Consider the following 18,995-nt stretch of genomic DNA (forward strand, 5'->3'; position numbering starts at 1 on the left):
GATTGCCGCACGTTCGAATCATTCGTTTGAATCCATGATCGCCGGCTTGCACGGATAAGCGTCGGCCCGGCCGGAGTCGCCTGATTGGATCACGAAGTCCCTGCGGTCTCGATATAGCTTTGCGCGGTTTAGCACGTAGTTAGTCCCCGCCTCGATCCTGTCCCAGTGAGTCATCAACCAGTACTTGTGGTCACCGATGAACAAGTACGTGTTCTGCATGCTGAAAAAGCGGCACGTTACTCCTTCCCCTGCGCGAAACCGCCCACAAACGGCCGACAAAAGCTCCTGCTGGGCGTCCTGTTCGGTTAACACGTATTCGTGGGGCCACGTGTCTCGATAAGTGACCGCTTCTCTCCAGGGGGCGTTCCGAATCAGCTCCGTCAAATCCGCAGTCACCGGGTTTCTTTCCGCTCAATACCTGCCTGGATCGAATGGGTCCCAATACAGCCGGTCCAAGTTGCGATGGCAATGCTCCGGGAAACGCCGCGAATTAAATCCGCGGGATCCCGGATCCTCGATTTGCAGGCGCAGGGACTGGCCAAAACCGTTCGCCTCCACCTGCTTGGTTGAGCTTTGGTCACTGCTCCACGAAAGGGCAACTGACAGGTGGACGGTCCTGCCGGCCGATGGCGCGACTCGGTTCAATTTGGGTCCGCCGACGTTCACCTTGGAAACGGTCGCAATCAAAATAATACCTGCGCTATACGGGCATGTGGCCGCTGCCATAATGGCGGGGCTCTTTGCCGGTACTACCGGAGTCCGGATTACCACCCCGATAACTCGTCCGCGCGATCGATTGCGGAGTAAGCGGGCCGCGCAACCGGATTTGGAACCAGATCGTGTCCACCCTTTCCTTAAGCGTGGAGGCCCGCGCCCAAGCCTTGTACCTAGGCCGACCATGTCTATTTCAAACATCCAAACAGACTGTTTGTATCCAGTCGTCACGGAATTCAAATCCATCACCGGTGCCAAGCAAGCTTGCGTTTTTGCAGTGCTTGCGGCAGGACCAGCGTGGGTGCTCGTACCGGCCTCAATTACCGGCGGCTGAGCAATCACCCACCAGAAAGCGGTGTTCGAATTGTTGACTCTCAACGGTGTGGCGAGCGCGCCCGATGTGCGTTGGCGCGTGTTGCAGTTCTGCGCGATCGTTGCGGTCGGTCTGCTATTGGGGGCATGTGCAGAAGCCGATCCTGTACCGAATCCGGTTTCGGCGCCTATTCCTCAATCCGGCGTTTTGACTTCCCCGCCTGCTGAACCAGTTTTAGTTGCTCGAAAAGTGCCGACCCAGTCACAGGGTGCCGAGGAGGCGGCGCGGCAACGCGCTGAGTTTTTCGATCAGGAGCAGTTGCGCGCGGAAGAAGCCGAACGGGCCGCCGACATCCGCCGTCACCAGGCCGCGGAGGAGCGGCATGAACGAATCCTAAGAGAAATCGCCCGTCGAGCCGCCCAGAACCGCGCCGCCATCGCCGAGGAGCAGTACAGGCAGGACGCCCGCCGGGAAATCGTCAACGCCGCCTGCGAGCAAGCGCGAATAGCTGAAATCGCCGCCGACTATCGCGGCGAGCGACCAAGCGGCTCAACCCGCAACTTGCTGGCGGCGTGCGACCTTCCTTCCGCCGGCGACCGGTGGGAGCAGGTGGTGGCAATCTGGCCGGCAGCTCGATCAGATTGGGAGGCCCTCGCCGATGCGGAATCCGCATCCTGGGCTGAAGCCGAACGGATTGAAGCCGAACTCCGACGCGCCGAAGCGGTGCGCGAGAGAAAAGCCGAGATTGAAGCGCAGATCCTCGACGACCAACTCGCACTCGAAGGTTTACACCAGGATCAACCGGCAGATATCGGATGGTGGGAAAAGGTGACGTCGGCGTTGCCGGCTCCGCTGATTCAGCTGGTGCAGCAGTCGGTCGCCAAGTTGAACGCGGTGCCCGCAGAAATAGGATTACGCGCAGCGTACGTGAATCAGCGAGCCCAGTCAGGAGCGGTGACGGGGCTGGCGTTGGCCGAGAAAATGCCGCATGGTGTTCGGGCCGCCGGCGAGGACGCCATGATCAAATTCTCCAGATCCCGCCACGTCAGTCACATTAAATCGGTCAGCAACAACCCAGCCCTTGCGGCTGCCTCGCGCAATCTGATTTGGGAAAAATCCAAATGGAACCTTGCCCGTGGCGCGAGAAACATCAGCACGGTCGAATTGCTCCGGGCCAATGCCCACAACGCCGGCGCGGCGATAAAAGTGGCCGGACCGGGAATTTTGGTCCACACTGCTCAAGGATGCGTGATTGGCGCGGTAATGGAACTGCCGGCGGCGGCGGCCGAGCAACGGCGCGACGTTTTGGACGGCGCAAAAACGACTGAGGAAGCGGCCCTGGACGCCGCCAAATCAGTCGCCGCCACCGGATTAGCCGGGTGTGTGCTGACAGCCGCGGCTACCGGCGCAACTAGCGCGGGAGTCCTTTCGCTAAGCGCACCGATCCTGATTCCGATCGTGGCTGTCGGAGGGTCCGTGTACGTTCTGACTACGAGTAAACGAATCTGGGATTCGCTTTCCGAAGAGGAGCAAGCGGCCGTTCTGGGTCAATTGGACGTGTCGCGCGAGGTGGTCCGAAATCTGACCGATTCGACCTGGGCTGCTGCTCAGGATGGCGGTTCGGTCGTGGCTGCGGCCATTCGGGAGACTGCCGACGCTGCTGGCTGGTGGGACCAGACCGATCGCGCTGGAGATGATTCTCCGGATGGGAATTGATGTCCAGGAAAGTCAATTCCAGGATTGAGCAGTGTTTTGATTCAAGTCGGCCATTCATATCGGTATCGCTCGACGGTGGTGAATCGGTGATTCTTGCGGAGCTTGGGTCGGGAGACAGAACCAGCACTGCGGACGCGGCGAATTGATGAGTTTGGCGATGCGATCAGGCGAAAAGGAACATTTTGGATTTGCGGGCCTTCTGCAGCATGTTCAGACGTTTGAGGAAGCACGGCGCAGCGATCAGGTCAGATTTTTCGCAGAGCTTACGCCGCTACTGGAAGAGTCCAAAAGGGTTGAGCGGCACCTCGACCGGGAATCGGCCCGCCGATTCAACGTGTTCAAATATGTGCGCACCGACGAACTTGGCCTTTCGCAAATAATCGCCGAACTTCTAGACCCGTCCGCTGAACACGGCCAAGGCCATACCCTGCTGGTGAAAATGCTCGAGGCCATGCCGGAAACGCGCCATTTAGCCAGCAACATCGCAGCTACCGACGCGAATCCGGTCCGGGTGACGACTGAACGACCAACTTCGGACGGTCGGCGCATCGACGTGAGCGTTGAAATCCCGACCGCGTCCGGTCGCTTCTGCCTCGCATTCGAGAACAAACCATACGCCGGCGACCAACCGTGCCAGATCCCGAGCTATTTGAGTTTTCTCAATCAGCAGGGTTACGAGGACGGATTCCTGCTAGTGTGGGTTCCGCCCACGCCGAGAGAACCTTCCGAATGGGGCTTCCCGACAGAAAAGCGAGCCAAATGGGAGGGGAGATTCCGGGTGGTGCCATACTTCGGCGGCGACTATTCGCTAGAGGACTGGTTTCGATCCTGCCGCCGGGCCACCAACGCGCAGCGGTTGAAGTGGTTTCTGCGACAGGCCCAGGAATTCTGCCGTCAGCAATTTGGAGCGCCGAACTTGAATACCGACGCTGAAACGCTCGTAATACGCCAGTATCTGCTAGAGAACCCGAATCTGTTGCAGGCCGCCTACGCAGTGCATGAGGCCTAGCCGACGATTCTGGACGAGACATGCGAGGGTTTCTTGCGCCATCTGCGCGAGAAAGTCAAAGTTCTCTTGGGTAATGAGTTTTCAGATTGCGCCGATCGCTTAAAGGTCAGGTACGAATACGGGGGCACAAAGCCAAGCTCAAACTTCCTGTTTGTCAGCTTCAAGGACCGGCCACCGTACGAAATCGGAATTCAGTCGCAGGATAAAGGGCCGAACAATTGGATTTGGGGCGTTCGCGCGCCGCAGCCATATCCAGAAATGTCCGCTTCAGAACAGGAGATTTGTGACCGGTTCGGGCAAGACCTTAAGTAAAATGGTCTCGGGCTGGGGATTGTGAAGGATCCCCCTTGGATTTGGCCGCAGTACGAATACATTCCGCGGTACAGGCACTGGGCGCCGCTCGTTCGAAATCTGCATGAGGAAATCAAGGAAGGTGGCGGACCGGTTACTGAATTCTTCATCGACAAACTTTTCGATATCGCCGCGGTCGCAATCCCAGCCATCGACCGGATCGGTTCGGGCCATCAAGCCGAATCGGAACGCTGAACATCCTCGCAAACCAACTCAGGGCGCACAATGGACAACCTGAGATTTGTGGCGTCGGCTTCCTTCAACCGGCTCGTTGAATCGGCGACACTCTCCGGGTTGCGTTCGAGCGGTCAAAGGACAGGGGGGGGTTGCGGCCAGCCAAACCCAGCCACAATTCTTCTCCGCCCGCCAATCGAAGCACAAGACGGAAATTCGGACCCGGATTAACGACCGCGCTGCAATGGTCGGTCGAAAACGCGAAATACCCGCGCAAGCAAAGTCCATCGATCCGGCAAGCGATTGCTCTTGGCCCCTGTTTTCAGGCGGTCGCTCGGTTACGAACACCGCGAATTGATTGACGCGGTAATTGACAGGCAACCGCTCAAACCGCATTCGAAGTAACGGTCGTGCCAGGCAAACGGCCGCTTTGTCCAGATTTAATTTGCTAATCGGGTTACATCGCACGCCTTGAATTCGACTATCAGCTGGATAGATTCCAGTCCGCGTGAGCGCGAATTGGCGCTTGCCCTTGCGTCGGCGCTCGATCAGCCCTCAACGCTAGACGATCTTGGAATCGGCACAATTCGTGATGCCCTCGCCGACGCATTTTTCCCCGGCACCACCACGCTCCAGACTCGCGCCCGGTACTTCTTGTTCGTTCCTTGGATTCTGCAAATGGCCGAGCGAGGGCGATCCAAAGATCGCCAACGCCGCGAGCGCGACCTGCAATTTCAACTCTGCAGGGAATTGCTGGCTTCCGAAGGGCCCGGGACCGGAGTCATCGGGCGCGTGGCCGGATCGGAGCTCAAGCGCTGGCCAGCATCGATTTACTGGAGGGGCTTGGGCAAATGGGGAATACGCCGCGATCCCGGCTGGACTGAGCCGGTGTTGCCGACCCGCCAAAGATCAATCGATTCGCATCTTGAATCGCTAGCTGAATCCGAAGAGGGGATTGAAGCTGGCCCGGCACAGCGGCGTTGGGCGGAACTGCCCTTGCCGCCACGAGATTTCCCAGAGCGAGCGACCTTTGTCATGCCGCCGGAGGAGTGCGATTTTTTGCGGGAACAGATTGGACGATCAAATCGGGACTCGCTTCTAGCGCACGTTCTCGAATTCGGCGACGTTCAGTCGATCGATGACGCCCGGTTCGCGTGGGAATGCCCGGCGGCTTTGTCCGCTTCGGAAACAACTCGCCAACTTCTCCAAGATGGCTCTCGCATAAGCCTCGCCCACCAGGGCGCCGCGATCTTCTACAACTTGATGCTGGCCCAAGCTAATGATGATGAAAAAGAACTCGCGGACTTCGAGCAACGGCTTGGCGACTGGTCCGAATCCATGGAGCGGGCCCGCGAAGACATTTGCGCCTGGGATCGTGATGGCACTTGGTTCCGATTACGAAACGCAAATCCGAGGTTGCGTCGCAGGACCTTTGACTTTGTCGAACAGTGGCTAAAAGTCGCCACCGACTCCCTGAGATTTGAATCACTTGACCGTGGGCGGGCCCGCGTCCTGTTGCGAGAACGCGAACTGTCGCTAAAGGGCGGTCGTGCCCGGCTCACCTACGCCGATGCGCGGCGCCGCAAGCGCGGCTACTCGGCTTGGGGCCGGATGGACTTTCGTTGGGGTTCGGCGAAGCGGATCATCGTGGACATCCTCTCACCGAGCGCGAACGGGCATGCTTGAACCCGACAACCGCCGCCTGCTAATGGATAGCTTGGCCCCACCTCAAAGCTACGAATTCGACCGCGCGGTCGCGACTACTTTCACGCTCGACCTAACCACGCTGTTGGCGGTCCCGCTGGCCTTTACGTTTGACCGCGCCGAGGACCAAGAGGGCTTGATGGCAACCGATCCTCTGGCGCTGCTGGAATGCGCCCGCCGCCACGCCGAAAGAATCGCAGTCTTCTGCCATGGCGGCTACGTCTCGACGCCGCGGCCTGGCCAGACCGCGTTGGCGTTTCTCGAGAATTCGGTGATTAGCGCATTTCCGCCCGCCGATGGCAGCGGCGCCACATTCCATCCCAAAGTTTGGTTGTTGCGATACGTGGCCAAGGACGGGCCGGTTCGTTATCGTCTCGTTTGCACGTCCCGCAATCTGACGTTTGACCGATCCTGGGACGCGTCGCTAATCCTTGACGGCGAAATCACCAAGGCCGCAAACGGCGGCGTTCGCCTCAATCAGCCGCTGACTGAATTCGCCGCCGCGCTAACGGATCTGGCCGTTGGGCCGGTCCCCGACTTCCACCGTCAATCGATCGACCTCTTCGCCGCCGAATTGCCCCGGGTCTCGTTCCAGGCACCGCCGGGTCTGGAACTGTGCCGGTTCCTCGCATTCGGTTTGGGTACCGCAAATCCGATTTTCCCGGGCCTCGAAAATCGACCTTTGCTCGTTATTTCGCCTTTCGTCGACGGCTGGTTCCTGAATCGCCTGGCCCGACGGCGGCCGCGGACCGTGCTGATCAGCCGGCGCGAAGAGTTGCTGCGGATTGAGCCAAATCTGTTGCAGGGGATCGACGAGGTATACGAGTTCCGATCAAGCCTCGATCCGGAGCCTGAGGACCTCGACATTGCCCTTCCGCCGCTGACAGGGCTGCACGCCAAGGTCTACGTGATCGACGATGGGTGGGACGCGCGTGTGTGCATAGGTTCGGCAAATTCAACCAGGGCCGCGACCGGCAACCCGCCGCGCAACGTCGAGTTCATGGTCGAGCTTTCGGGCAAGAAGGCGCGGTTCGGGATGGACGCCCTGCTCGCGAAGCGGCCAGTAGACAGCGGGTTTGCCAATTTCCGCGATCTGATTACCACCTTTGTGCCAGACGGGCCAATTCCCGAAACCGATGGCGATAACTCCTTGGAACGAGCCTTAGATGAAGCCGCCGAAATCGTCGCCCGGGCCGACCTGAGTGCCAGCGTCGAAGGAACGGAAGACGGTGCTTTCACGTTGCGGATCCAAGTCCAATGCCCGCTCAAATTCGACCGCTGGATCAAGTGGGTCAAATGTCGTCCGGCGACGCTGCACCCGAATCGGGCCGATTACCTTGAAGACGGCGTCAAATTTGAAGACCTGCGGCTGGAAGATGTCTCGGGATTCCTCTCGGTCGAGGTAAGCGCTGATTGTGGTGGCGGGGACAAGTTCCGCAGGTTCGCGCGACCGATCCCCGTAGCCGGAATGCCCGCGGATCGACTGCAGCGCCTGATAGCGGGCACTCTCGAGAACCGTCAACGTCTCATGCAGCTACTGTGGTTGTTGCTAACGCCGGATGGCGAGGTCAACTACGGTGATTTCACCGGCATCAGGGGCGGGGCAGAACACCCGGCCCAGGTGTGGGGGACGGCGTTTTCGGGCTTGTTGGAGGGGGCGCTGGAAACGCTGGCCGATCGACCCGAACGCCTGGATCACGTGGATCGACTGCTACGCGAATTGCGTTCCACTGAATTCGGAGCCGGCCTCGTGGGCGATGATTTTGCCGATGCCTGGGAATCGGTAATGACGGTACGTAAGCAGCTCGCTTGAGTATTAGCGATTCCATGGGGTATCGATCGGCGGCACTGGCCCGGTTAAAGCCGTTTCAGTTGCGATCGGCCGAGCACGCTTTCAACCGACTCTATTCGTCCGGCGACGGAAGCGACCGTTTCCTAATCGCGGACGAGGTCGGTTTGGGAAAGACCCTAGTCGCCAGCGCCGTGACCGCGATGGCGATTGACCACCTTCAAGCGCAGGGTACTCCCCGCATTGACGTTATTTACATCTGCGCCAACCAGGCGATCGCACGCCAAAATATCGACCGAATCAAGAATCTCCTCGGCGTTGAAACCAGGGCTTTGGCACGGCGCATCACTCTGCTGCCACACAGCCTCAAATCGCTAGACGCCCGCGTGAATCTGATCGCCTTCACGCCGGCTACTTCATTCGGTAGCGCAAGTCCGGAGGGCGTGGTCGAGGAACGAGTGATCCTTTACCGGATGCTGGAACGAGTCTGGGGCGGAATCGAGCCCGGAGCGGGTGACGTCTTTCGTGGTTCCCTGGCCTCGGCCGAACGATTTCACGAGTACAACCGCTGGATCGAACGCCGGGACTTCGAACCCGGGCTTTTCGACCGCTTCGCCGGATCAGTTGGCGGCCGCGAAGGAAAACTGTACCGCCGATTTCTCGATGTCCGCAATCAGTTGACACTGGATCCTGGCACCGATGCAGTTATGGCGCGCCGTGCATTGATTGCCGAATTGCGACTCCGCTTAGCTCACGCCTGCTTGGACGCTTTGGAGCCGGATTTGGTGATCCTCGACGAGTTCCAGCGGTTCCGCCATTTACTCGACGAGGGGACCGCAAGCGGCGAACTTGCTGCTCGTCTCTTTGAGTACGAGGATCCGCACACGCGTACCCGAACGCTGTTGCTGTCGGCAACCCCTTACAAGATGTACACGATTACCGGCGAGCCTGGCGAGAACCACTACCACGATTTCCTCGGAACCGTCAAGTTTCTGGAAGGTTCAAAGAGGGAAGAAATTCCGCTGGAAGACCAGCTTCGGCAGTTCCGGATGATGCTGCCGCGCGCGGTCAGCCCCGACGGCGAGAACTCCACCGGTGAATTGCGGAATCTCCGCAGTCGAATAGAAACGCGCCTGCGGAAAGTGATGACGCGGACTGAGCGTCGCGGCGGCGGTGGCGGGAGCGATCCGATGTTGGAGGTCGTGCCGGCGGCGGCCACTCTAAGCCCGGGCGACATCAAATCGTTTCTGAGTGCGCGCGATCTGGCCCGGGCCGTAAATGCCCCGGCGGTCATGGAGTACTGGAAGTCTTCGCCGTACCTGCTCACATTCATGGATCAGTACCGCTTAGCACAAAAAGTTCGAGCTCGAGTCGACAGTAATCCCAGCGGTCCGACTGCAGCCCTAGTCCGAGCCGGCGCCGACCTGCAGATCCCCCGCAGTCGGATTAGGTCCCGGCGAAATTTGCAACCAGGCAACGGCCGCATGCGCGCGCTATTTGATTTGATGCAAGAAAGTGGCTTGCAGCGCGCCCTTTGGCTTCCCCCGTCACTTTGCAGCTATCGACTCGGGCGAGATTTCGAGCGCGCCCGCAAGGCGTCAAAGTTGCTTGTCTTTTCGTCCTGGAAGATGGCGCCGCGGGCTATCTCCGTTTTGACCAGCTACGATGCCGAACGCCGCTATATCCGCAGCCCCAAAGAAGCCGAAGCATTCAAGAGCGACCGTTTGGCAATCAAGGCAACCGCATATTCGCTAATGACCCTAGTGGCACCGTCACACACCCTTGCCGAAGCTGGCGATTCACTGAGGCATCGCGCCCGCAATGGTCCGGAACTGCTGCGCGCGACTGCAAAAAGGTTGCGGTCAAAGGTCGATGCCGTCACCGCCCGCGTATCCGGCGATGGCACCCGCCAAGCGACCCTCTGGTATGCGGTTGCCCCCTTTCTGCTCGACTCCTTGAGCGGTTCGGACTTGGAATGGATCGAGGGGCCTCCGGCCGGAAGCGGTGAACGGATGTCGTCGGCTTGGCCGCGGCTGGTCGCTCGCATTCGGGATTGCGTAGCGAACCCCAGCGCCATGGGCCCACCGCCCGCCGATTTGCTCGACGTGCTGGCGGCGATGGCGGTCGGGTCGCCGGCCAATTGCGCGCTGCGTTCCCTTTCACGCATTACTGGCCGCCACCTTTCCGATCATTCGCTCAAGCGCTCGGCGATGGTCGCCGGCTGGGCCTTTAGAGCGCTGTTCCGCACGCCCACCTCGGAAGGATTGCTGCAGTCGGCGTACAAGCCCAAGATTGCGGGCGGAAGTCGACCATATTGGCGCAGAGCGCTTTCATACGCCATCGAAGGCGGTTTGACCGATGTTCTCGACGAATACTTTTTCGTACTTCGCGAAGGGGCCGGATTCGACTTGGGGCCTGATCAATTGGTCGAGGCGCTGGGCAAGACTGCTCATCTTCCCGTTCGCGGGCTCGCGACTCACCATTGGGCGAGAAACCGCGGTGGCGTCCGGCACGAATCACGAAACATGCGCCAGCACATAGCCCGCAGGTTCGGCGCCGACGCGCAATTCCTAGATGCCAGCGAACACCCTGATTCGATTCGGGCGGCATTCAATTCGCCTTTCTGGCCATTTGTTCTCAGCTCGACTTCGATCGGCCAGGAAGGTCTTGATTTCCACTGGTATTGCCACTCGATCATGCACTGGAATCTACCGCCCAATCCGGTCGACCTTGAACAGCGCGAAGGCAGGGTGCATAGGTACCACGGACACGCCATTAGAAAGAACATCTCCAGCGTCGTCGGCGAACGCGCTTTGGCCCACGCATCTGCAAAGTGCCTCGCCGGGCGGCCGTGCAACCCGTGGGAATCTGCATATCGATTGGCCGACGAGGAGTTTGGCTCCGATGGGGGGTTGAGGCCGCATTGGGTATTTGAAGCCGGTGGCGCCCGAATCAGGCGGTACGCACCTGTCCTCCCTCTGTCGCGCGACGAGAGCCGGATGGAGGATTTGCGCCGTTCACTGGCAATCTATCGGATGGTGTTTGGCCAGCCGCGGCAACAGGACCTGGTAGAGTTCTTTCTTCGTGAAGTCCCAATTCGAAACCAATCGGGATTGCTTAAAGAACTTGCCATTGACTTGAGTCCGCCTGATTGACGTGAACATGTAGCCTTCGACCGGGGACCTGCCAGAAGACAAACCCCGAGCAAGACTCAACCAGTTTCAGCCGAACCTCACGCCTAGCTCCGCCGACGTCGCAATACTTTGGATCTGGCCGGCGGCGATCCCGGAATCCTCCAGCGCCATGCGCGCCTTCACATGCACCGTGCCGGCGGTCAAATCAGCCACGCAAGGCCCGCTCCGGACAGGCAGGAATAGGGCGGGTCCGGCTCATTGATTCGGGCCGCTTCCAGCACAGGCTTTCCGGGAGGTAACGTGAATTCCCCGCGTCGCCCGTTGACAGTTATGCAGATCCGGCTGCGAATCCCCGCGCGCTGTCGTCGGATTCGGTGGCGCCGCCGTAACTTTCTCTGTGAATGCGGTCGGCCGGCACATCCAGATTCATGAGCGCCGATTTGACGGTGCGCTATGGTCTCGCGGGCCAGGCAGCCCCGTAGACTGTCGCGAAATCGAACACAGCACCGGGCTCGACACAGTCGGGAATTGAAGCAGGGAGGGGCGATGTCGCGAATAGTCGAAGTGCGGCCATTCATGGTCAATTTCGAACAGGGTACCGGCGGCGTCGGCAACATGCTGATCGTGCGGATCCGCACGGATGACGGACTCGAGGGGTTCGGCGAAGGCTCCCTCCCGCACAAGACGCGGGCCGTCGCCGGCGCCGTCGAGGACTTTGCCGAGTACCTGATCGGACAGGACGACACCCTGATCGAGCGCCATTGGCAGGTGCTCTACCGCAACAGCTTCCAGCGTGGCGGCGTGATCCTGATGACCGCCCAGAGCGCTATCGACCAGGCGCTGTGGGACATCGCCGGGAAGCGGCTCGGATTGCCGGTCTGGCGCCTCATGGGCGGCGCGGTCCGCGATCGCATCCTGCTCTACACCCACCCGGGCGGCGCCAGCCGCGACGAGATTGTCGACCGCACGCACCAGCGAATCGAGGAAGGCTACCGCGCCTTCAAGACCGGGATTCCGGGGACGGCGGAGTGGATCAGCGACCGCAAGAAGGTGCGGGAAACCTACGAGAACGTTGCCGCCATCCGTGAGGCCGTGGGCGACGACATGAAGATCATGGTCGACGCGCACGGCAAGCAGACGCCTACCGTGGCGATCGCGATGGCTAACGCCCTCGAAGAGCTGGACTTGCTCTTCTTTGAGGAACCGGTGCCACCTCGTAATGTCGACGCGTTGCTGCTGGTTGCGGCGGCAACGAATGTGCCGCTCGCCACGGGCGAGCGGTTGTACAGCCGCTGGGACTTCCGCAAAACGATCGAGTCGCAGGCCGTCGCAGTGCTACAGCCGGACGTCGGCCACGCGGGCGGCATTTCCGAGACGCGCCGCATCGCGGCGGCGGCGGAAACGTACTTCATGGGCATCGCCCCGCATAACCCTCGAGGGCCGGGCGTGACGCTGGCAAGCCTGCACATCGCCGCCTGCACGCCAAACTTCATCATCCAGGAGAGCATGATCCCAATCGGCGGCGATGAACTGTGGGACGAGATGTTGGTTGAGCCGCTAGTCCTCAAGGATGGTTACGTCGATCTGCCGCAGGCGCCGGGCATCGGCATCCAGTTCGACGAGTCGATCGCAGAACGATTCCCGTTCCGGGGCCGCGACACGAGTCACCCGGTGCTCGCCGACGGCAGCGTCGGCGACTGGTAGGAGGGCAGTTCCATGCTTGGTCCCGATGCAAGCGTGCTGATCTTCGGCGCGCACGCCGCCGACTACTGCTTCCGCGCCGGCGGCACGGCGATCCGTTATCTCCAGGCCGGCGCTCGCGTGAAGGTTGTGAGCGCCACCTTCGGGGAGCGCGGCGAGTCCGCGCCTCGCTGGAAAGAGCCGGGCGCGACCGTCGAGTCCGTAAAGGCGATCCGGCGCTCCGAGGCCGAAGCGGCCGCGCGCACGCTGGGAGTGGAGATCGAGTTTCTCGACCTTGACGACAACCCGCTGGTTATCGATCAGGAGCGGATGCAGCTTTACGTCGATCAGATCCGCGACTTCCAGCCCGAGATCATCCTTACGCACTGGACCAATGAGCCGACTAACCGCGATCACCAGACCGTCGCCGAGACTGTGATCCACGCTACCGGACTGGCCCGGTCGCAGGCGACGATGGCCCGCGAGGCGCTTCCGCGCGCGAAGATCTTCCACTTCGAGCCTGACATCCTTAGCCAGCCGGTCCTCGGCTACGTGCCGGACACCTACATCGACATCAGTTCGGTGATCGAGCAAAAGCACGAGGCGTTGCGGTGCTTCCAGGTGTCGCAGCCGGGCCTGCACGATCGTTGGCCGCCTCACACAGAGGCGCGCGGCGTCGAAGCTTCCGGCATCGGGGGGCTAGCAGGCTGCAAACACGCCGAGTCTTTCCGGCGTTTCCAACCATACGCAGGCGACTACTTCGTCTAAGAAAGTTGACTGCGGCCGCACCTCAAGGTGCAGCTCGGATCAGCCGTCTCCGGCCTTGCCGAGCTTGAACACGATTAGGACCTTGTTTGGGACGCTTTCGATCGTCAGGTTGAGAGCTTTGGACGTACGGGTAGCCGGACCGCCTACGTCAGCTCGGTACGCCAGCTGTGTTGTGGGCAGTAGCCGAGGAACCGCTTCGCTTTAGCGCTGCTGATCGGACCTTCGGTGCCCGTCAGGCCGGCGCAAACAGCTTCACTGCCAGGGAATCGGCGCGGGAAAGCGACGGCTAGCGGCTCCCGGCTCATCGTGTCGTCGGCGGTGATGAAGAAGCGGTCGTGCTCGATCTCCGTATCGTCGAGGGCGGCCCGTACGGCACGCGCGAAGTCGCGCGCGTCGACGTAGGTGGGCATGCTGCCGGCGTTCTCGAGCATCCTCGGCACGCGCTCGGCGTAGTCTTCGGGGACAACGACGTTTGTCGGCCGTAACACGATGGTGCGAATGCCCGTCCGACGAGTCGCCGCCTCGAGGATCTCTTCGCCGAGCCACTTGGAAAGGCCGTAGGCATCCTGTGGGCGCAGCGGGTGCTCCTCGTCCATCGGCATGTAGTCCGGGACCATTTCGCGGAACCGGAAGGCGAAGCCGAGCGCCGATCCGCTGCTGCTGTAGATAACCTTCCGCGCACCCTGGCGGATAGCCGCCTCCACGATGTTGAAAGTGGTGACCATGTTGTTGGCGAAGATGTCCTCCGGCTCGCGCCCGATTGGCGAGGGGAACGCAGCGAGGTGCACGATCGCCTCGGCGCCCTCCGCCACACGCGCTACCGCATTGACGTCCGCGAGGTCGGCCTGCTCGTAGCGCACGCCCGGCCACACTGCACCCGGCGGCGTCTCTTCGAGGCCCGCGACGAGGACCTCGTGGTCGCTCCGCAACTCCTCAACGACCCAGCGTCCGAGGCGACCGCCACCGCCGGTGATGAGGAGTCTCATCGCGTGCTCAACGATCGGATTGGAAGCGGTTCTTTCCGGTCTCTGCCCAGTCGAGGAATCGGAATTCTTACGCCCTCCTCAAGACTGAGGTCCTCGGCGACCACAGTGTCGAGATCAATCTACTTGCGGCGGATGAAGTCGCGGCTTTCAAATCCGTGCTCGGGTAGGTTGGCCAAAAGGGCAGCACCATGATCTTGGGTCATCGATGGATTTTCAATTTTGAGGGTTTGGACGCGATAAATGGGTACAGACTCGAAGAGAATTCACGCGGACATTTCCCAACTGCGCTGTTTCCGCAATCAGTGTGAAGCGACGGAATCTCGCCTGTACTCTGGAGCCCAACGCACTACGTCCAATCAATGATTTCATCGTCGCCGACAGGATAGGAGATTTGGCAAGCGGCGATTTTATGGTCCGCGCAACTCAGGTGTCAGTGTTCAATCTGATGTGCTCGCTCCCCCTCGATCCCGCCTCCCGGACTTGTGATTACCGTTGCACCCCGGCCTTATTGAGTTGCGCGCCCAGGCGTCGGCGACGCCGATCCATCCGAGTAGACCAGATTTGCAGGGTTGCAATTGAGAACCACGAGCTCGAACTCGGCAGTTTCGGTGACCCGGTACGGTGCCGGCTGGAAACGAGCTTCAGACGGGCCACTAGCTACCTATCAAATCTGGGCGCATCACCTAGTGCCGGTACCGTTCCTAATCCGCGTCAAGTAAGCGAACGCCTTGATCGCCGCATTCAAAGATCCTGGCGATCGCCACGAACATACAGACTTGGCTCTTGACTATCGAGACCGCGACGTTTACAGCCCCTGGCAACTCCAGAAAGATCGTTGGCCAAAAACCAACGCCGGGCCAATAGAGCAACAAAGTCAAGTGTGGGCCTAGCTTCAGCCGTCGCCATCGTCAATCGAATCTGCTGTTGTAAATCTGCGGCGCGGAAATCCGCGATACTCACATCGCAGGTACTTGATTCGACCAAGATTCTGAATTCGGAAAATGGAAATTGCAATGTCACAGCAACGAAAAGTTGAAATCAACTTCGTCGGCAACTGGCCGCGACTACAACGCGATCTGAAGGCGCTGGCCGAGAGCTACCGCGAGCCAGTGGGACAAGCAATGGGCGAACCGATCCTGAGCGATGCCCGCTTGGCTGATGTTTGCGAACTGCTGATTGCACTGGTCAGCGGTGATCCAGATTGGCCAGCTTTGAGGGATGTGGCTGACAAAGCACGCAAGGACATGGAATCGATTAGGGTAGGGCGGGAGAGCGGTTACTGGCAAGAGGATTGACCGTTCGCTCGGATCACTTGCCCTGCCGCTAAAAGGTCCAGCCCGTTTTTATCTGCAGGGCCATGCCCGCGTTCGATCCGCTACTTGAAGACTTGTTGCGGCTCGCCAAATACCGCGTTGGCAAACACGTCCTGAGCGTTGATCGCAAAGTTGCCTAAGCCTCCAGGCTGGCGCCGCCAATGCCCACCTCTCGGCCGGTATATTGAGCGCGGTTCGGCACACCGACGACCTCGTTGGCCGGCACTCCGGCGAATGTCCAAAGCACGGGTCGAATCTAACCACGTCGAAACGCAACGTGTCCGGCGGCCATGCTGGCGCAATATTCCGGACGGAGGGAGGTCGCGTCCCGGCAGACCGCAGCTCGCTTGGTGCTAGCAAGGATTTCGACGCGATCGCTCGGCGCACCGGCATAGGGAGGGGACGGGGCGGGAGATCCCGATGGAGTTGCCTGCGGTCGAGGTTGCGGCAGTGCGGGCCCATGGCGGGGTATTCCGTCTCGCAAAGGCCAGTCACCGAACCCGCGTATGCGGATTAGGACGCGCCGCAGTGCTGCGCCCCGCTCTGACTTACGAGACGCTGGCCGATTCCAATCACGGCGAGTCTCATTCGTTTGAGTTTTTTACCTCGCGTACAGATGCGACCTCGATGTCCATTGGACCTCGCCAAAGCAAATATTCTTTATCGCATCCGAACCCTGCCGGGCCGTCTGATCCGGAGGGTCGTTGCTCAACAGTCCATTAATTGCTTACGGTATTGCCAGTACATCACCTCCTTGAATCTTGGCGAGTGGGGTCTGGGTACGGCAGGCCGGACTATTTTGGATCCTTTTTTCAAGGTACCGGTATCAAGCTTGGACCGCCGCGCCCGACTCCCAGACCCCGCTGCGTGCGACCGCAATTGACGATTCCGACCCCGTTTACTCCTCCCTTTTGGCGGCGTTGATTCAGGATTCGATCACTTGCAGCAAGCCATCTGGTTTTGTGGCACCGCGGGCCTCGACCTTGCCCCGCAAAAAACCATCTCCATTCAACCGTCGTATGCGGGCTCGTTAGTAGGACATGCCGCGGCGCGGCCGCGACACCGAATGCGGGGGTTGTTCGCACTTGCACGGGAATCATCCGGTTGGATTTGACGCCGAAACAAGCTGTCCTGCTCCGCACGTAGCCCAAATACAAGGCGGGCAGAGTTGTCTGGATTGCGGACGCTATTCAATTTGGCACCGGTAAGCGGCCTTCTGCAACTCCGTTCACCGAGTAGATCTAACAGACTGCGGCCAAGAACGTTGCACCGAAAAGGTACAGCATGATTCGGCAAATCTTGATGTGCCATGAGCGCCAGGATCTGACCGTCGCGTATGACGCGCCAACCCAGAGTATGAACGTTTTCGGGTGCCCCAAGGATTCTGACTTTGGCGCACAGTCAACGGCTTGCCAAATCCAGATGAGTCGCTACGAGTCTCAAGCGCGCCTTCGAATCTCGTCGGGTGGATGTTCGCGTCCAACAATTATCAGAACCTACTGGTTGAGCGGAGACTAATCCGTATACTCATGCACGCTTTTGGGAGGGTTAATCGACTCGCATTTGATCGACCTCGCGTCGATCTGAGGAGCAAGTTACCAAACGGCTCTGGACGAAACCCTTGCACAATTCGTCATCGAATTGGGAATCGGTACCCTGGGGCCGAACAAACCTCGAATCCGGGAATACCAGCAGACTAGTCAGCGGTTGGAGCCTTGAACCCAGCAATCGAACAGCTTGTCTGGTCGGAATAGTACAACCCCGCCTTGCCTGATCGGGAATCCGGGACCAGCATAAATAGGCGGTCCGAATCCGGCCTAAGCCTTGCCAGGTTGATCATTAGCTTCCTGAGCGCCGCGTCGGCAATGGTGATGGGCAGGGGTTATCGAGAGTTGGCAGATTGGGCGTTGAGCGACATTGACGGTTGGCAATATGTTGACCCCCTATTGGGAATCGTCGTCTTGACGGCCGCAGTTGCCGTAAGCTTGATGCTCATATTGACTGAGGTGTGGGCAATCTTCGAAGAATCCTTTACCAACATGTGTTTGACCAGGTGGGAAAATCAAAAAATTCGAGACAGGGAGCGGCCGAATCAATGAACGAACCCCAGCGAATCACGCCCAACCCTCCCTTGGGATTGCGCCACATGGGCTTGGCTACAGTAATCGGGGTTTTTTGCGCGGTGGTGTATTACTTGACATCGGACCACCCCGAGGGCGCAGCTATCGCGTTTGGAATCTCAGTTGCGATCGGGTATTGGATTGGCTACCCGGTCGGTCGCGTTGCTCACGCCCCATTCATTTGGTCACTGTGGAAAATGGTCTCCAGCATTTCGCGCCGGCTGGAGTCAGTCAGCGGAAGGCCTTTGAGCACCACCCAGCCTCCAAGATCATGGGCAGGAAACATAACTGCATGGGCTTTGCCCATCCACGAAGTCGCACTAGTGGCGGCTACTTGTATGTTGTTTATCAATGTCCTGCTGGCCATTACTGGAGTAGAAACTCCGCTGCTGCACTGGAGCAATGTTGCATCGCTGGCATTTTTGTCACTGACTGCCTACTTGGTTGTGGTGGGCGTTCTGATCTGGATTCGGGCAAGGATTGAAACAATCGCGCTCCAAGCTTTGCTCCGAAATATGCGCAACCCCTTTTTGAACCGCTTTAACGACTGGTTGATGGACTCAGCCTAGGACCTCCGGAATCTGTCCTCTGCTGGTCAGATTCCGTTTAGTCAACTTTCGGGTCCAATTCTTCCGGGTCTGCAATCGCATCCGAATCCCTTGCCCAATTCGCCGTCCAGCCGCGGATTCAGTAGGGTATCGACTTTGGTACCTTTTGCCTATGTAGTCGAAGGCCCTCATAGTAGCTGCGTTTTCGCTGGATACTGAACGATTTCAGGCCTTTCACTGGTGCTAAGACTTCCTAGTACTTGACGACTTTGGTCCGCCGCCTGGGGCCGAAATCCCGGCATGCGACCGTAGGAGCGGTGCTGGTCGACGTGAACCGTTGATTCAGACTCAACGATGTGGGCCACGAATCAGTGCGGGATGCGGCTGCCGAAGCGAACAGTTGCCCGTACCGCGATTTCGCCGAAGCGTTCCATGGCGCCGATCACAATGGATTTGGCGGTCGGGCAGCGGATTCCTCATCATCGCGACGAGTTGCAATTCTTCCCCTGACTGCCGACGTGAATCTCCTCGACCCCGATAAGTTGCAGGTCGTAGTTTCCAATCCAACCTTCTCGGATGCACTAAGACTTGAATAGGCAATCTTCTGGGGAATTTCCAGATTGTCAATGATCACCACCTATAGTCCACTTCGCCAACACCTTTAGCCCACCCATGT

Annotated in this window: 12 protein-coding genes; 9 read left to right on the top strand and 3 right to left on the bottom strand. The window is 59.5% G+C overall.

Annotated features, from left to right (window positions below; genetic code table 11):
* Window positions 1-18: 18 nt before the first annotated feature.
* Window positions 19-219 (bottom strand): hypothetical protein, encoded by a 201-nt coding sequence (locus tag F4X41_05355; protein ID MYB16445.1) that lies wholly within the window; start codon window positions 217-219, stop codon window positions 19-21.
* Between the two features lie 1,057 nt (window positions 220-1,276).
* Between F4X41_05355 and F4X41_05360 the strand changes: the two genes are divergently transcribed.
* Complete coding sequence (locus F4X41_05360) at window positions 1,277-2,743, top strand: hypothetical protein (GenBank protein MYB16446.1); 1,467 nt, start codon at window positions 1,277-1,279, stop codon at window positions 2,741-2,743.
* A 145-nt stretch (window positions 2,744-2,888) separates the two neighbouring features.
* On the top strand, window positions 2,889-3,752 hold the full coding sequence (locus F4X41_05365) for a hypothetical protein (protein MYB16447.1): 864 nt from the start codon (window positions 2,889-2,891) through the stop codon (window positions 3,750-3,752).
* Window positions 3,753-4,019: 267 nt separating this feature from the next.
* On the opposite strand, the gene F4X41_05370 is transcribed toward F4X41_05365, so the two are convergent.
* Entirely contained in the window at window positions 4,020-4,277 is a 258-nt protein-coding gene (locus F4X41_05370) for a hypothetical protein (GenBank protein ID MYB16448.1), read from the bottom strand.
* 891 nt (window positions 4,278-5,168) lie between these two features.
* On the opposite strand from F4X41_05370, the gene F4X41_05375 reads away from it, so the two are divergent.
* The 5 genes from F4X41_05375 to F4X41_05395 all read left to right on the top strand — a co-directional run bounded on the left by F4X41_05375 (window position 5,169) and on the right by F4X41_05395 (window position 13,352).
* Window positions 5,169-5,963 carry a hypothetical protein gene (locus tag F4X41_05375; protein ID MYB16449.1) on the top strand — a complete coding sequence of 265 codons (795 nt, stop codon included), beginning with the start codon at window positions 5,169-5,171 and terminating at the stop codon, window positions 5,961-5,963.
* Complete coding sequence (locus tag F4X41_05380) at window positions 5,956-7,794, top strand: hypothetical protein (GenBank protein ID MYB16450.1); 1,839 nt, start codon at window positions 5,956-5,958, stop codon at window positions 7,792-7,794. The genes F4X41_05375 and F4X41_05380 overlap by 8 nt, the downstream gene beginning before the upstream one ends.
* Before the next feature lie 14 nt (window positions 7,795-7,808).
* Window positions 7,809-10,925 carry a hypothetical protein gene (locus tag F4X41_05385; GenBank protein ID MYB16451.1) on the top strand — a complete coding sequence of 1,039 codons (3,117 nt, stop codon included), beginning with the start codon at window positions 7,809-7,811 and terminating at the stop codon, window positions 10,923-10,925.
* Window positions 10,926-11,357: 432 nt separating this feature from the next.
* Window positions 11,358-12,608, top strand: a complete 1,251-nt coding sequence (gene dgoD / locus F4X41_05390) for a galactonate dehydratase (GenBank protein MYB16452.1) — start codon at window positions 11,358-11,360, stop codon at window positions 12,606-12,608.
* Between the two features lie 12 nt (window positions 12,609-12,620).
* A complete protein-coding gene (locus tag F4X41_05395; GenBank protein ID MYB16453.1) occupies window positions 12,621-13,352 on the top strand; it encodes a PIG-L family deacetylase in 732 nt (243 codons plus the stop codon).
* Between the two features lie 143 nt (window positions 13,353-13,495).
* Here the strand turns inward: F4X41_05395 and F4X41_05400 are convergent, their stop codons facing one another.
* The gene (locus F4X41_05400) at window positions 13,496-14,353 is read right to left on the bottom strand and encodes an NAD(P)-dependent oxidoreductase (GenBank protein ID MYB16454.1); all 858 of its coding nucleotides are present in this window, start codon (window positions 14,351-14,353) and stop codon (window positions 13,496-13,498) included.
* Between the two features lie 986 nt (window positions 14,354-15,339).
* Between F4X41_05400 and F4X41_05405 the strand changes: the two genes are divergently transcribed.
* Window positions 15,340-15,633 (top strand): hypothetical protein, encoded by a 294-nt coding sequence (locus tag F4X41_05405; GenBank protein ID MYB16455.1) that lies wholly within the window; start codon window positions 15,340-15,342, stop codon window positions 15,631-15,633.
* Window positions 15,634-17,692: 2,059 nt separating this feature from the next.
* Window positions 17,693-18,340, top strand: a complete 648-nt coding sequence (locus F4X41_05410) for a hypothetical protein (protein MYB16456.1) — start codon at window positions 17,693-17,695, stop codon at window positions 18,338-18,340.
* Window positions 18,341-18,995: the final 655 nt, after the last annotated feature.

This window comes from Chloroflexota bacterium (assembly GCA_009840625.1).
Classification (GTDB): Bacteria; Chloroflexota; UBA11872; order UBA11872; family VXNJ01; genus VXNJ01.